This is a genomic window from Nostoc sp. DSM 114160, from assembly GCF_053470305.1.
Genome location: NZ_JBPFGO010000001.1, coordinates 1,926,874 through 1,942,721, shown reverse-complemented (window position 1 = coordinate 1,942,721; position 15,848 = coordinate 1,926,874). Strand labels below are relative to the sequence as shown.

At 40.6% G+C, this 15,848-nt stretch carries 9 protein-coding genes and 1 pseudogene; 2 read left to right on the top strand and 8 right to left on the bottom strand.

Annotated elements, in window-relative coordinates; all coding sequences use genetic code 11:
• Window positions 1-43 precede the first annotated feature (43 nt).
• A complete protein-coding gene (locus NSTCB13_RS08825) occupies window positions 44-943 on the top strand; it encodes an IS982 family transposase (protein WP_448272039.1) in 900 nt (299 codons plus the stop codon).
• A 74-nt stretch (window positions 944-1,017) separates the two neighbouring features.
• Here the strand turns inward: NSTCB13_RS08825 and NSTCB13_RS08820 are convergent.
• Together NSTCB13_RS08820 and NSTCB13_RS08815 are read right to left on the bottom strand one after the other, a co-directional pair.
• Window positions 1,018-3,227 (bottom strand): annotated as a pseudogene (locus tag NSTCB13_RS08820) (CHASE2 domain-containing protein).
• Window positions 3,228-3,418: 191 nt separating this feature from the next.
• Window positions 3,419-3,703, bottom strand: a complete 285-nt coding sequence (locus NSTCB13_RS08815) for a hypothetical protein (protein ID WP_322693099.1) — start codon at window positions 3,701-3,703, stop codon at window positions 3,419-3,421.
• A gap of 627 nt (window positions 3,704-4,330) precedes the next feature.
• Here NSTCB13_RS08815 and NSTCB13_RS08810 point away from each other — a divergent pair.
• Window positions 4,331-8,152 (top strand): PAS domain S-box protein, encoded by a 3,822-nt coding sequence (locus NSTCB13_RS08810; protein ID WP_448272038.1) that lies wholly within the window; start codon window positions 4,331-4,333, stop codon window positions 8,150-8,152.
• A gap of 243 nt (window positions 8,153-8,395) precedes the next feature.
• On the opposite strand, the gene NSTCB13_RS08805 is transcribed toward NSTCB13_RS08810, so the two are convergent.
• The 6 genes from NSTCB13_RS08805 to NSTCB13_RS08780 all read right to left on the bottom strand — a co-directional run bounded on the left by NSTCB13_RS08805 (window position 8,396) and on the right by NSTCB13_RS08780 (window position 15,660).
• Complete coding sequence (locus NSTCB13_RS08805; RefSeq protein ID WP_448272037.1) at window positions 8,396-9,439, bottom strand: aliphatic sulfonate ABC transporter substrate-binding protein; 1,044 nt, start codon at window positions 9,437-9,439, stop codon at window positions 8,396-8,398.
• Window positions 9,440-9,651: 212 nt separating this feature from the next.
• Window positions 9,652-10,737: a sulfonate ABC transporter substrate-binding protein gene (locus tag NSTCB13_RS08800; RefSeq protein ID WP_448272036.1), complete on the bottom strand. Its 1,086-nt coding sequence runs from the start codon at window positions 10,735-10,737 to the stop codon at window positions 9,652-9,654.
• 90 nt (window positions 10,738-10,827) lie between these two features.
• The gene (locus NSTCB13_RS08795) at window positions 10,828-11,835 is read right to left on the bottom strand and encodes an aliphatic sulfonate ABC transporter substrate-binding protein (protein WP_448272035.1); all 1,008 of its coding nucleotides are present in this window, start codon (window positions 11,833-11,835) and stop codon (window positions 10,828-10,830) included.
• A gap of 456 nt (window positions 11,836-12,291) precedes the next feature.
• Complete coding sequence (locus tag NSTCB13_RS08790) at window positions 12,292-13,155, bottom strand: TauD/TfdA dioxygenase family protein (RefSeq protein WP_448272034.1); 864 nt, start codon at window positions 13,153-13,155, stop codon at window positions 12,292-12,294.
• A 37-nt stretch (window positions 13,156-13,192) separates the two neighbouring features.
• The gene (locus tag NSTCB13_RS08785; protein WP_448272033.1) at window positions 13,193-14,302 is read right to left on the bottom strand and encodes an aliphatic sulfonate ABC transporter substrate-binding protein; all 1,110 of its coding nucleotides are present in this window, start codon (window positions 14,300-14,302) and stop codon (window positions 13,193-13,195) included.
• Window positions 14,303-14,658: 356 nt separating this feature from the next.
• Entirely contained in the window at window positions 14,659-15,660 is a 1,002-nt protein-coding gene (locus tag NSTCB13_RS08780; RefSeq protein ID WP_448272032.1) for an aliphatic sulfonate ABC transporter substrate-binding protein, read from the bottom strand.
• Window positions 15,661-15,848 lie beyond the last annotated feature (188 nt).

The following is a 15,848-nucleotide window of genomic DNA, read 5'->3' as shown; positions in this document are numbered from 1 at the left end:
AGGTAGTAAGCTGAAAATAACAACAAATCCAGCAACCTGTCCTATGTTTAGTTTAGATGCTTTGTTCTGTCATGTAGATGATTTCTGTAAAGCGTTTGAAGCTCAATGGCACAGAAAACTGTTAAATCATGGAGGAATAAAACGTGTAAGAGCGAAAAGCTTGTGTTTAAGTGAAATAATGACAATTATCATCGCTTTTCATCAAAATCACTACCGGAATTTCAAACATTTTTATTTGAATCAGGTGAAACAGCAGTGGAGTTCTGCGTTTCCAGGTCTTCCTTCTTATCAACGATTTATTGAATGGATACCATCAACTTTAATACCTTTATGCGTCTATCTGAAGCATTGTTTCAGACAATGTACGGGTATCGGCTTTATCGATTCAACCTGCTTGAAGGTATGTCATAATCGTCGGATTTCTCGGCATAAGGTATTTAAAGGTTTAGCCGCTCGTGGCAAGACTTCCGTGGATTGGTTTTTTGGTTTTAAGCTTCATATTGTTGTCAATGAGCTTGGTCAACTCTTAAATGTGACTCTTACTCCTGGTAATATTGATGACCGTAAACCCGTACCAGATTTACTGTGTAAGTTTTTTGGCAAAATATTTGGCGTTAGCGAAGCTTACCGAAGGTATCGCGGCTATGTTTCTGAAAAACTTGCTTCTCAGCTTTTGGAAGAGTTCGGAATCCAATTTTTCGCTAAACCCCGTCGCAATATGAAGAATAGGCTGATGCGTCTTCATGACAAACTTTTGTCCCGTAAACGCTCAATTATTGAAACGATTAATGATCAACTCAAAAACATTTCTCAGATTGAACATTCTCGACACCGAAGCCCCGTTAATTTTTGCGTTAACGTTCTTTGCGGATTAATCGCTTATTGTCATCAACCTAAGAAACCTAGCCTTCAACTGGAGTGGCTTTTACCTCCTTATCTTTAACCCGAACTCAGGTTATGTATCTCATTTTCGTTGAAATCTGCTGTATATATCCCAGTCCCTAATCCCCAACCAGTTCACTTAGTTGAAAAACGTTTTAAATCTTGTAAAACTGCGGTGGCTGATTGATAGCGATCGCTAAAATGATAGCAAACCATTTTATCTAAAATTGCCGCTAATTCTTCACTTACTTGCACGGTTTGTCGCCACATCACATTCCCCGTTTCTGGATCTGGGTGGAGTTCTTGCGGTGGTATCCCAGTTATAGCTTGAATAGCAATCATTCCTAAAGCATAAATGTCACTACATAAGCGGGGATGACCGGCAAATTGTTCTGGAGGTGCATAACCCCGCGTCCCAATGGCTACTGTGGCTAATTCTGTTTGCTCGCTACTCGGCGGTTGCATCAATTTCACAGCCCCAAAGTCAATCAATACCAGGCGATTATTTTGAGCGCATCTAATAATATTAGTCGGTTTGAGATCCCGATGAATCACTCGATGTTGATGAACAAATTCTAGAACTTCTAAAACTTGTTTGAGCATTTCCATCACAAATGATTCGTTTTGCACATTTTGTACGGGTGGTAATTCTTCACTTAGGGTATGTCCCTCAATATATTGTTGAATTAAATAAAATTCTTGATTATCTTCAAAATAAGCAAGTAGTTCGGGAATCTGATGATGTTTACCCAAAATTTCTAAAATTTCAGCTTCACTATGAAACAATCTGCGGGCGACTTGCAAAAATCGTGTATCTTGACGGGCTGGCATTAACTTTTTAACTACACAAGTAGGATTACCGGGGGTCGTTGAGTATCCTGTGCTAAATAAGTCCGACCAAATCCACCTGCACCAAGAGTTTGAGAGATTTTGTAGCGTCCACTCAAAAGCAAATCACCTGATTTTATTTCGGATGAATCAACTGGAGGAAGAAAGTCAACAGACGAGTCGGGAATTGCTGTTTTATCTTCTAAGAGTATATTTAATTGGGCGATCGCTTCTTGTTGTTTTTCAACTTGCAGAACAATCACCTGAGTTTGCTGTTGATTTTCGTAGCTAGTATAAGCGATCGCACAGATACTACTAATCGCCAAAGCAAGAGCAGGAGGGATTAATGGCACCCATCCAGCTTGTAAAAACAAAGCAACGCAGATTACTACTAAGCCAAATAGAGTTATCCCTACCACCACTAGCAAAAGCAGCGGATTTTGCCACCGCAATACTAAAACACCACCTAATAGCGACCAGCCCCACACCCAAATAAGTTCTACCCAGTCGGGCCAATACCAAATCAAGGGTCGCCCATCCAACACTGTACTGATGAGTTGACTTGCTATCTGTGCATGAATAAACAGAGCAGGCATTCTAGCTGGTTGATCTGGTAAAGCGCTGTAGGGCGTATAAAAGCCACTTGGAGGGATATTAGCTGCTGTAGTGCCAATAATTACCAGACGGTCTTTGAATAAACTGGGGTTGACTCGATCGCTAAGAACATCTGTGAGGCTTACTTGGTCGGCGAGGCTATTGGGGTGACGGTAATTTAATAATATTTGATAGCCCTGTGTATCCAAATGTTGGTAGCCACCAGAATTAGGTTGTAAACGCACAAACAAGGTTTTACCTAAGATAAAATCTCCTTTTTTAGTGAAATCGTATGCAATACCTTGTTTTTCTAGATAATTAATTGCAATTAATGCACCAAATGCAAATTGTGTTGTACATTTCTTGTCTGTAGGGTTGGCAAATAATAAAATGCGGCGGAGACTTTGGTCGTTTTCATTGTCAGCGACCACATCGCTAAACCCAACATTATCAATAGGGACATTCGGCGGCGGGGGAATTTCATCTCTACCCAAACTGCTGAACAAACAGGTAGTGACAATGTTATCTTGATTTTGGAAATTAGCCGCCAAATTATTGTCTTCTGGTCGGAAAAGATATAAACCAACAATTCGCGGTTGATAAGACTCTATTTTCTTTAATAACTGATTGATTGTCCGATCTGATAGAGGCCATTTCTCGCGTTTGAGATCCTTATCAGTAATTTTGACTAGCACAATTCGCCGATCGGGTGCTTCTGATGGACGCGATCGCAACATCTGGTCATAAACTCTTAACTCCCAAGGCTGTAACCATTTGAGTTCCCGAACTCCCCAGATCAAGGCGGTAACTCCTATACTGGTAACAAAAATAATTTGCAGCCAACTTTTGCTCTTAGAAGTTTCACGGGAATCCTGAACTTTGACAAAAGGTACGCGGAGTTTTTCTAATAGTCCACTAATCACGGCGTTGAGGCGGTAGCCTGAATTGGGTAGATGTTGTAAGTGCAGAAGTCAATTTTGGGAATCTAGGTTAAAAGCTAATTAACCTAAAGCTCCTATTAATGTAACAATTTACTTGTTAGTTAGAGACTTTGACGTATTCCTACTTTTAAAGCAAGCTTACGCCCAGCGTCAACCATAGAATCAGACAAGCCCTAATCATCTGTTTGAGATGTTTGAACATCTTCAACAGGATTGCTAATTGGGAAAGAAATCGGATTAGTAGATGGAGTTAGTGAATCTAACTGAGGTTGTTCAAGTGATGCTTCAATGCTGGAATCTGCAAAATAGGAGCCAACAATTTTATCATAATTAGAAGCAACAGCTAAAAAAGCGCCACCCAAAATATAGATAGGTAATGGCAGATTAAATTCTTGCAACCAGTCAAACAGTTCTGCTAAGGCAAACAGCACCAAAAAGCAAGCAAGCCAAACCTTCATATTCTTATCCCCTGAATTGAAACAATTCTATTACTAGCTTAAATAGCTTGCATAATAATTGATGTAATACATAATCAGCAACTTACAAGGTCTATAGCTGTAGACAGATGGAGTCAAAGTTATAGCATCTGCTATATCTAATCGAACAGCCAAGGATTGACAGTTGGTTTGGTAGACTCGGCAGTGCCTCAAACTATCACAAGTAAAACTGGTAACAAGGCACAAGCTCAAATGTCAAAGGTATGTTCGTCGAATTCGGGCAGTCGTTTATTGAATTCGGGCAGTCGTTTATTGAATTCGGGCAGTCGTTTATTGAATTCGGGCAGTCGTTTATTGAATTCGGGCAGTCGTTTATTGAATTCGGGCAGTCGTTTGTAGCAGCGAAGCTCGTCACTACTGCGAGAAAGGGAGGAAAAATATCGTCAGATTTTTGAAATTCCAGGTGTCTCGATTGGAGAGGAAAATTCTACCATTGTTAAGTAGGTGGGTGGAAAAATTTATCGTTGAGATCGGGCAGGAGGAAAGAGAGTTTTAGCCTAGTTAATTTTTCTTCATATAGTATGGTTTTATTGTGCCGACTTACTCAAAGATTTAATTGATAACCTGAAAGCTCGAGAGGTTACAGATTTGCGACAAGATTTGGATGAACAGCAGCAAGTAGAAGAAAATCTGCGTCATAGTGAAGCACGCTACCGCTCACTGGCAGAAGCAAGCGCATCCATCGTTTGGAGCGCCGGGCCTTGGGGCAACGTTGTTGACGAGATTCCGACTTGGGAGGCGTTCACTGGGCAAAGTCCCGAACAATACAAAGGATGGGGTTGGTTTGACGCTCTGCACCCAGATGACCGGACATCTGTAGCTGCTATTTGGAGACAAGCCTTTTTTGGGCGCAGCGTTGCAGTTGCCGAGTATCGCGTTTTGCGGCATGACGGCGAATACCGTGACATGGCTATACGCGGTGTGCCTATACTTGACGAATCAGGCGAAATCCAGGAATGGGTGGGAATGTGTGTGGATATCAGCGAACGCAAGCAAGCTGAGGCAGAACGCGAGCAGCTGCTGGCGCTACTGAAAACAGAACAAACTCGTTTGGTTGAAGCTAACGTTCTGCTTGATACCCTCTTTAATAACGCCCCTGTAGGTATTGGTCTATGGGATGAGAAATTGAGATACGTTCGCTTGAATGACGCTTTAGCTGAGATTAACGGTTTTCCTCAAGAAGCGCATATCGGTAAGACCGTCGCTCAAGTGCTACCTGGGGTAGATCCTGGAGTGATGGAAGCTTTACACCATGCGATCGAGACGGGAGAATCTATTACCCAAGAGGCCAGTGGAGAGACACCCGCCGCACCTGGAAAGCAGCGGTACTGGTCGGTAAATTATTATCCGATTAAACTACCAAGTGATATTACTTGGGTGGGTGCAATCTGTCAAGAAATCACGGAGCGCAAGCAAGCAGAAGCCGAGCGGGAACAGCTGTTTGAGCGAGAGCAAGCGGCTCGTGTTGAGGCTGAAACTGCTAAGGAGCAAGTTACCAAGATTTTGGAGAGCATCACTGACGGCTTTCTTGCCTTTGACAATGAATGGCGCTTCACCTATCTCAATCATGAGGGAAGCAGAACTCTGGGGCGTTCCTGCGAGGATCTGCTCGGAAAAAATTTGTGGTCAGAGTTTCCAGAACTGGCTAATACTAGCTTTGGTCAACTTTATCAAAGCGCAGTTGCTCTAGGAATGCCGCTTGAGCTTGAAGATTATTACCCACCCTTTGATGCCTGGTTTGCAGTTCGCGCCTATCCTTCAGCCACAGGGTTATCACTTCATTTCCGTAACGTTAATCTACGCAAGCAGGCAGAGGCAAAACTGCGCGAGAGTGAGGCGTGTTTTCGGCTGCTGGCTGAGAATTCAACTGATATTATTTCCCGCCACACAGTAGATGGAATTCTTCTGTATGTTTCACCAGCTTGCCATACAGTATTGGGGTATCAACCAGAGGAACTAGTCGGTCATCCCAGCCAGGAGTTAGTTCACCCAGAAGATTTGGCAGAGATTGTCAAGAATTACCCAGTCAATGCCGATTTACCAGATATTTATACCGTTACTCACCGCGCTCGTCACAAAGACGGGCATTATATCTGGTTGGAAGCAACTATTCGAGCTATTCGCGATCGCCAAACTCAAGAAATTTTAGAGATGCAAGGGTCTTCGCGAGATATCACTAAGCGCAAACAAGTGGAAGAGGAGCAGCGTTTCTTGGCTGAAGCTAGTGGGATTTTGGCTGCATCATTGGACTATGAAACAACCCTAGCAGGTTTGGCGCGTCTAGCAGTGCCGGAAATCGCTGATTGGTGCTTAGTTGATATTATTGGTGACAATCAATTAGTTCGCCGGCTTGCAACAGCCCATGCCAATCCAGAGAAACAAAAATTGGTAGAACAGTTACAAAATTATCCGCCTGATTTGACACAAACAGCAGGTATTGCGAAGGTAATACGGACAGGCAAATCACAAATTACTCATTTTATTTCTGAGGAACAGCTCCAAGGGTTAACCCACAACGCTAGTCACTTCAAAGTCCTGCAAGAACTAAATCCAACATCTGGGATGAGTGTACCGCTAATCCTTCGAGGACGAGTGCTGGGTGCTATAACTTTGGTATCTTCTTCAGGTCGTTTCTACGATCGCAAAAGCCTGATGTTAGCTGAAGAGTTAGCTGGTCGAGCGGCGATCGCCGTTGATAATGCCCGACTCTACAGAGAAGCCCAGCAATCTCAACAGGCGGCTTTACGCGCAGCATCTCGCACTACCCGTCTGCAAGCAATTACCGCTGCCCTTTCTGAATCTTTAACTGCGACACAAGTTGTTGAAGTAATTGTGGAGCAAGGTATGGCAGCTTTGGGAGCTAGTTCTGTTTTTGTGGCACTACTGACTGAAAGCGGCACTGAATTAGAACTTATCCGAACTGTTGGCGAGCAACAAATAATAGATTCATGGCGTCGATTCTCGATTAATGCATCCGCGCCACTGGCAGAAGCAGTAAGAACTAAGCAGCCTATTTGGGAAGAACCAAGCGAAGCGAGGATTGCTCGTTACTCAAATCTTGCCAAAGAATATGCTCAGTCCAACTACAACGCTTGGATTTCGATTCCATTGCTGATCGAAGGACAAGCTATTGGGGGAATGTCTTTAGCTTTTACCGAAATTCAGAAGTTTAATCAAGACGATCGAGCCTTTATGCTGGCACTAGCACAGCAGTGCGCTCAAGCGATGGAACGTGCCCGTCTATACGAGGCAGAACAAACCGCCCGGAAAGTAGCAGAAAACGCCAACCGGATAAAAGATGAGTTTCTGGCAGTACTTTCTCATGAATTGCGATCGCCACTCAACCCAATTTTAGGTTGGTCAAAGCTACTCCAAACCAAAAAGCTTGATGAAAAGACAATTCCTCAAGCGCTGAAGACTATTGAGCGAAATGCGAAATTACAGGCTCAACTGATTGAAGATTTACTGGATATCTCCCGGATTTTACAAGGTAAAATCAGCTTGAATATCTACCCAGTCGATTTGACATCTGTGATTTTGGCAGCAATGGAGACAGTGCGGCTATCAGCAGAAGCTAAATCAATTGAGATGCACATTAGCCTAGAACCAAATTTGGGACAAGTTTTGGGAGACTCCAGCCGATTGCAGCAAATCGTTTGGAACTTGCTCTCAAATGCGGTTAAATTTACATCAGAAGGTGGACGGGTTGATATTCGACTATTATCATATTCTAAGTCAAATTCCAACTCAGCACTGATTCAAGTCAGCGACACAGGGAAAGGCATCGACCCCAATTTTCTACCTTACGTGTTTGAATATTTTCGTCAAGAGAATAGCAGCACCACCAGAAAATTTGGTGGATTGGGATTAGGATTAGCGATCGTCCGTCATTTAGTCGAATTGCATGGCGGCACAGTCCAAGTAGAAAGTGAGGGTGAAGATCGGGGGGCAACTTTTACTGTAAAACTACCGTTAATCCAAAATAAATTAGAGATTAAACAAGATAGTAGCAATTCTGAGCCATCCTCAAATTTGAATAATGTGAAAATTTTAGTAGTGGATGATGATACAGATACGCGAGAATTTATTGTCTTCTTACTAGAGCAGTATGGGGCAAATGTCACAGCAGTAACATCAGCAAATGAAGCCCTAGCTACTTTAGCCCAATCTTTGCCAGATATACTTTTAAGCGATATTGGGATGCCAGAAGTAGATGGATGTATGTTTATGCAACAGTTGAGAACACTGCCACCAGAACAGGGAGGAAAAATTCGCGCGATCGCACTTACCGCCTATGCTGGAGAAATCAACGCTCAACAGGTACTAGAAGCCGGATTTAACAAGCATATTGCCAAACCAGTAGAGCCAAGCGAGTTAGTAGATGCGATCGCTAACTTAATCGCTGAATAAACCTGCCTCTATCTGTTCGCCATTACTTGATACAGTTAAAACTAATTGTCAGTTTGAAATCATATCTGTAAAAATATTTGCGATTGCTTGTTCCTTTCTTGGTTTTTACTTAACCAAACAATAGGCTTAACAAGTTCGTCGATCAACTTGTTAAGCCCCTTGTTCAAGTTAGGCAAACTTCCGCTACAGTGTAATAGCTAGCCAAGTTAATAGCTGAATAAACCTGCCTCTACCTATTTACCGTTACTTGATATTATCAGGTATGCTGGCTTTATATTGTAGATCAGAAAGAATCCCTTGTTTGATATCAATCTTACGCGAGATGACTTTTTGATCAAAATAGAAATCAGCAACGCCCTGCTGTAGGCCAATGAGCGCAGGTGTAATTTTTTTCAATTTATAAGTACGACGGCTTGCCACCTTTAGTGCAACTGCTGGATCTAATTTCTGTTCATCAACTAAAATTTTGGCATAATCGCTTGGGTTTTTTTCAAGCGCTTCTCCTACCTTCTCTACTTCCTCTAAAACCACTCGCACAAATTGCAGATTTTGGGTAACAAATGCACGCCTGCCAATATAAAACCCGTTGATAATGTTAATTCCTTTTCCATTTCTCAGATTCCGAATTGGGGTAGTATTTTCCACAGCAGCTAAAAGGGGATCGCCACCCACCCAGGCGTCAGCCTTGCCTTGAAGAAAGGCATCGCGGGCTTCAGTTGGAGTCGAAGGAACGATTTGAATATCGCTAATTTTTAACCCTACCTCTTGCAACGCTTTTGCTAGTAAATACTGTGCATTCGACCCTACCTGAAAAGCAATTTTCTTCCCTTTAAGATCCGCTACTTTCTTAATGGGAGAATTAGCTTTCACCACAATACCTTGGTTTGTACCATCGCTGGGTGTGCGTCCAGTAAGATAGACAACTTCAGGGATGAGGCCTGGGCGTGCGGCTTGGTCAAATATTGGAGGTGTCTCTCCGACACTACCGATATCTACCTTACCTTCATTCAACGCTTTGATCAATTGCGGTCCTGCTGCAAATGGCCCAACCCAATTCACCTTTACGTTTGGATACAATGCTTTGAAACGTAGCTCGACAACTTTTTTAGACTTGACAGGATCGCCAGAACTTTGATATCCCAGGTTAATTACTGTGGCTGTCTGCGCTTGGGTGGTTTGCATAAGGCTACCCACCAAGGAAGATGATAAAGTAAACAGTCCGAGTAGTGAATATTGGACAACACGCTTTAAGACTGTACGGCGTTGTGGTTGAAATGACTTGTTCATCAGTTATAATTTTCCTCGCAAGTTTTAGCTTTTACGTTGTCAGTCTTACTTTCTTTCAGGAAGTAAGATTATAGGAAGTTATTATTTAAACCTCCTAGAATACCAATCCACGAGCAAAAATTGAGATTCTGCTAATTCAACAAATCTCTTTTGGATTTAGTAAATTGGTATTCTAGTTTGTTAAAAAAACAAACTTCATATTTGATTATTCTCTACTTTTCACTTATCAGTGTTGGTGGAGTAATAGCTGCATATTCTTGAGGTGTGAGCAATGCTTCTTTAACATCAATTTTTTTGGGTAAGATTTTTTCGTTATAGAACAAATCAGCAACATTTTGTTGAGCTTGCATTAGTTCTGGAGTAATTCCTTTTAAGCGATAATTAGCACGGCTAGAAATTACTTCTTGAATAGGTAAATCAATTTTGAGTACAGGTGCTATAAGTTTCGCTACTTCTTTACGATTCGCTTCTGCCCATTCACCATTTTTCTCAATTTCTTCTAAAATGATCCGAACTAATTCGGGATTTTCCTTAGCAAATTCTCGTGTTCCTACATAATATCCGCCTGGAGTCCCGATATTGGTTGCATCTCTCAGCACGCGCGCACCGTGGAGTTTTTCTACCAAAGCTAAATGAGGATCGCCAGTTACCCAAACTGGAATAGTGCCTTGAATAAATGCGCCACGGGCTTCGACATTGGGCATACTTAAGACTTGAATATCACTATATTTTAAACCTACTTCTTTTAAGGCTTGGATGATAAAATAGTGAGAAGCAGAGCCTTTTTGAAAGACTACTTTTTGACCTTTAATATCAGCTAATTTTTTAATTGGAGAGTTTTTCGGAACTGCGATCGCACTACCTTTACCGGAATTAGGCCCAAGTCTTCTTCCAGCCAAATAGATAATTCTTGCACCCGCAGCTTGGGCAAAGATTGGAGGCGTTTCTCCAACAGAGCCAATGTCAATTTTGCCCACATTCATTGCTTCCATAAGTTGTGGTCCTTGAGCAAATTGTGACCACTCGACTTTCAAGCCTAAAGGCTCCAAACGTTTTTCTAAAACTCCTCTAACTCTAACCAAATCACCAGAGCTTTGATACCCTATTCGCAGTAACTTTGTTTTAAAAGTTATAGTCTTAGCTCCTGCTGGCTCTGCTTTCGGAGCGCTTCCTATATTTGTGTTAGATACAGTTGACGTACAACTTATTAAAGTAGTAGATACCACAAAACCAGATATTATAAATAATGCGAATTTATTGATTACTGTTGTCTTAGTTTTCACGAAATTATTAAACATTTTTGCACCTCAATTTTTGATTAACTACCGATTTAAAAGCATTAGCTAGTAATGTAATTTTTTTAGTTTCTTAAACTTGATTACAGTTATTTACTTATTAGATTTAATTGAATCAGGTGTGAATGCTGCATATTCTTCTGGAGAAAGTACTCCATCTTTGACATTAACTTTTTTTGGTAAAAGTCCTTGTGCGTACCATAAATCAGCTATTTGTTGTTGTTTATTAACAACTTCATCGGTTATTGGTAGTAGACCATATACTGCTTTACTATGAATTGTTTTGAGAGTAGGTACATCAATACCAACGTCGCCCGTTTCAAGTTCTGCTAACTTATCAATATTTTTCTGCGACCAATCTTCAGCTTTGATAAACTCCTCTAAAAAAACTTTGAGAATATCAGGATGCTCTTTAGCAAATTTCCGTGAGGTAGTATAAAAGCTACCAATATCCTGAAGTCCTTGTCCATCTATTAATATACGGCCAAGATTTTTTTGGACATTTCTAGTAATGTAAGGTTCCCAAATTACCCAAACATCGATTCCTCCCTGACTAAAAGCCACATTTGCATCTGGAGGTGGGAGAAAAAGAGATTTTACATCACTCAGTTTTAGTCCCTCTTTTTGTAACGCTTTTAGTAAGACATAGTGAGCGATAGAGGCTTTTTGAAAAGAAACTTTTTTGCCTTTAAAGTCAGCAACACTTTTAATCGGAGAGTTTTTTGGTACTAAAAAAGAAACTCCTCTACCATTAAATCGGGTCGTTGCAATATACACAAGAGGTGTACCTGCGGCTTGAGCAAATATAGGCGGTGATTCAGCTGTGGCTGCGATGTCAAGGGAACCAGCATTTAACGCTTCTAAAGCTTGTGGCCCAGCAGCAAACTCTAGCCACTTGACAGTAAAATTCTTTGCTGCCAAACTTTTTTCTAGAGTTCCTTGCTTTCTCATCACTGCAAGAGAACCAAGCTTAGAATAAACAACTCGTAGCTCTTGTTTTTGTGGAGTATTATAAACTGTTTTACTTTGAGATAGTGTATTAATTGGCGATAGTTGGTTTTGAGTATTTTTAGTTTCTTGATTACAACCAACTATGCTCATTGGTATAGTGATGCAAGCAGTAATTAATAAAGATATATGTTTAAGCTCAATTTTACATTTGGCTTCTATAAATTTAGTATTTAGGCTAGATTCACATACTATCTTAGTATTTTTGACTTTTGAGTGCAGAGGTTTATTGCTAGACAAATTTAGCCTTTGCAAAGATTTGAAAAGCCCCATAATATTTTTCTAGTTAAATTTAATAATTTTCGGATTAGCGCTTTTAATGAGTGCTAATAACTTTCATTTTCAGTCTAGAGTTTATCAAGTTTGGTCTAAAAATAAAGTATTCATGAACACTTGTTTTTAAACAAAAAATATTTTTTACTATTTTTGATTTACAAGTATAGAGTATGATATTTAGACAAGTTTTATTGGTCAAAAGTCCAGAATAACTTTTGACCAATAAAAGGTATATTTAAACGCCCATTAGCTTAATCTTCTGAGCTATAAATCCTAAAAGGGACGACTACCTGCAAGGCTAACCCGCTTTAATACTCGTCGCTCATTCGGATTGAATGCTTGACGGTAATGTAAGGTAGCTTGATTATCCCAATAGACAATATCGCCTACAGACCATTTGTGTTGGTAGTAGAACTTGGGTTGATTTAGATGTTGCCTCAATTGTTCAATCAGTTTAGATCCTTCTTCCGGCTCTAACCCGACAATTTCCACTTCTGTAGCAGCATCTAAATAAAGATGCTTTTTCCCACTCTCTGGATGGGTTCTAACTAAAGGATGGGGAAAGATCGGACTGATTAAAGGAATAGTTTTGTCTAAACGATACAAAGACCGGGGTGCATTCCGATCTCGCAAAAATGGGTTGTAGGTAATTAACTGTAAATCTGCAATCCGTTCTTTAGTGGCTTCATCTAATGCCTCATAAGCTAAATTGGTATTTAACCAATAAGTATCTCCACCATGAGTTGGTATTTCCAACGCATAAAGAAGCGACCCACTAGATGGGGTAGGAGTCCATTTGTGATCGGAATGGAAAGTAAGTTCTCCAGTACCGGTATAGCCACCATCGACATTGGAAATCGGAATCACCACCGGAGTTTCTCCTGGTTTAGAAGCCAATACTGGAGTTTCATCAGATGGTACAAAGAGTGCGCCAAAGTATAAAGAAAAGTTCAAAAGTTGTTCATCAGAGAGCTTTTGGTCTTTGAAGATCAAGATGTGGCGATCGCGCAGAGCTGCTTTAAGTTGTAATATGACTTCAGGTGCGATCGCTTGACTGGCATCAAGATTGGTAACTATCGCTCCCAAAGGAGCATCAATAGACCTAATTTTAACCTTTGTCAAAGTCGAGGTAGACATAATATTCTCCTGAATTTTAGTTTCTTCTTGGGGATAACTACTTATTCGCTAGAACCTCTGAAGGAGTAATTTTGGCGTACTCTTCAGGTGTCAAAAAACCGTCTCTAACATTTACCTTCTTGGGGATAAGCCCTAAGCTATACCACTTATCTGCAACTTCCTGTTGCTTAGTAATAGTTTTATCAGTGATTGGTAGCAACCCATAGTCATATTTTTTATGCATTATTTCTAGAGTTGGTGGATCTAGTTGAGTTACAGGAGCAAGCAGTTGTGCTACTTCTTTGGGATGATCCTTAGTCCAGATTTCTGCCTTTTCTAGTTCCTCTAGAAACACTTTGATAACATCAGGATGAGCCTGATAAAATTGGCGTGAAGTTGAATAAAAGTTGCCAGTATCCCGCAACTTCCCACCATCTGCTAAAACACGAGCTATTTTATTTTGTACATTTCTGGTAGCAAATGGCTCCCAAATATACCAAGCATCCACCTTGTTCTGACTAAATGCCGCATTTGCATCAGGCGGCGCTAAAAAAACTGATTGGACATCGCTCAGTTTTAGTCCGGCATCTTCTAAGGCTTTAACTAATAAGTAGTGACCGATAGAAGCTTTCTGGAAAGCTACTTTTTTACCTTTCAAATCGGCAACACTTTTAACAGGAGAGTTTACAGGAACTAAAAGTGAAATGGCTTTACCACTGGGGCGTGTAGTAGCTAGATAAACAAGAGGCGCTCCGGCTGCTTGTGAAAATACAGGAGGCGATTCGGCTGTAGATGCGATATCCAGTCCGTTTGCATTTAGGGCTTCTAGCTGTTGTGGTCCAGCCGCAAACTCAGGCCACTGTACTTTAAAACCCAGAGGCTCTAATCGCTTTTCTAAGGAACCCTGTTTTTCTAAAACTGCTAAAGCAGAAAGTTGTTTTGAACGTACAATCCGTACTACTTGCTTGTCAGTTGACTTCTGTGTAGTGCTAGATGCAGCTACAGATTCAGGGGAAGCTGCTGATGATTGCTGAGTGTTATTCTTGGCTTCACCACAACTCGATAAGACTGTTGATAGCATTAAGCAGTAGCCCAAAGCAAACAACAACGAACGACGCGTTGTTCTCTGGTTTTTTCTGAATTCAAACTTTCCTTTTGAAGCTGGCATAGGTTGTTTTCTTTATTCCTCGATCGGTGGTCAGAACAATTATGATTAATTACGGTCTAAATAACCAAAAAAACTCTTGTTTATTAATATAGTTGAAAATGATACTAATTAAATATTTTTAGCTATCAATATCTATCAATAAATCATGGAATTACTTGACATCAAGCTATTATCATCCTTTATTTTACATTATGCAAAGCTATTATAAGTAAAAGATTTTTTTGCACGAAACTATTGATTGGAAACAGCTATAGCAGACTGGAAAATAATTATCAAATACATCGAAAAAACAAACCAGTGCTAGGCCTAAATTTCCGATTGATTGTATTCTGACTTATGACTTATTTTTTAATAAATCAACTCTTAGGTTTCCATACTGCATCTTTGATTTGAAAATTTTTAGGAATCAGCTTTTGACTGTAGACAAGTTCAACTACCTGCTGTTGTTCAGCAACAAATTCATCAGTTATATCAAACACCCCTAAGATAGGTCGCCTTTCTAAAGCCCATTTCCAGACTCCTGGTTCTTGTCTAGTTTGCGCTGCCAACAAATTAGCAACTTCATTAGGGTTAGCTTTAGCCCATTCTTCTACTTTTCTTTGTTCTTCCAAAATTATCTTCACTAAGTCAGGGTGATTTTCAGCAAAATTGCGTGTAGCGATATAGTAGGCTCTTTGGGGAGCGACATCAGAACCTTTGGCTAGAACTCGTATTTCATTTGCTCGCTCTTTCCGAGCATAAAACGGATCGCTAGTAGGTAAAACATCAACCCTAGCACTTTCAAAAGCAACCTGACTTTCTGGAATAGTCAGGTAAACAGGTTGAATATCATTGAGAGTTAATCCAACACTTGCTATAGCTTTCAAAAGCAAATATTGCAGAGCAGTTCCTTTTTGGATCGCAACTTTCTTACCCTTGAGTTCCGCAAGAGTTTTGATTGGTGAATCCTTACGGACAATAACTGCTTGAGCGCCTGCGTTAGAACCAGTTGCAGCAACATAGACAATGGGATTATCACCAGCTTGAGCAAAAATTGGTGGTAAATTCCCAACGTTGCCAATATCAACACTGTTTGCAGCCATTGCTTCCATCATTGGCGGGCCGCCCCGAAATTCTATCCACTTGATAGCAATGCCATCAGCAGCAAAGCGCTTTTCCAAATAACCCTGAGCTTTGAGTAGGTTCAGACCAGGTGTACCACTCTGATGACCAATATTAATTACCTCTATTTTTTTTGAGCTTGCAGTAGTTAGTCCAACTTGCGGACTATTGTTTTGAGTGCTTAGAGAGTTACAGCCTGTAACTAACAAGAAAGTCGTAAATGCTAGCAAAAAATAACGAGCTATATTCGCAGGCAACCATGACTTTCTGTAGCTTATGAACATGATTCAATGTAATTTCTTGAGGTAAGTGGATATTTTTATTTTTTATTTTGTTAGACTGAATTTTTGGGAGGATTCAAATTTAAAAAATGATTATGTATTAATACAGTAGATGATTGGTTTTTAAAGACGCGATGAATCGCGTCTCTACAAGGGGATTGAAA

Coding starts and splice junctions, on each gene's coding strand:
- NSTCB13_RS08825 (WP_448272039.1), top strand. CDS start 44: ATGTTTAGTTTAGATGCTTTGTTCTGTCATGTAGATGATTTCTGTAAA.
- NSTCB13_RS08815 (WP_322693099.1), bottom strand. CDS start 3,703: ATGAAGGTTTGGCTTGCTTGCTTTTTGGTGCTGTTTGCCTTAGCAGAA.
- NSTCB13_RS08805 (WP_448272037.1), bottom strand. CDS start 9,439: ATGAACAAGTCATTTCAACCACAACGCCGTACAGTCTTAAAGCGTGTT.
- NSTCB13_RS08800 (WP_448272036.1), bottom strand. CDS start 10,737: ATGTTTAATAATTTCGTGAAAACTAAGACAACAGTAATCAATAAATTC.
- NSTCB13_RS08795 (WP_448272035.1), bottom strand. CDS start 11,835: ATGAGCATAGTTGGTTGTAATCAAGAAACTAAAAATACTCAAAACCAA.
- NSTCB13_RS08790 (WP_448272034.1), bottom strand. CDS start 13,155: ATGTCTACCTCGACTTTGACAAAGGTTAAAATTAGGTCTATTGATGCT.
- NSTCB13_RS08785 (WP_448272033.1), bottom strand. CDS start 14,302: ATGCCAGCTTCAAAAGGAAAGTTTGAATTCAGAAAAAACCAGAGAACA.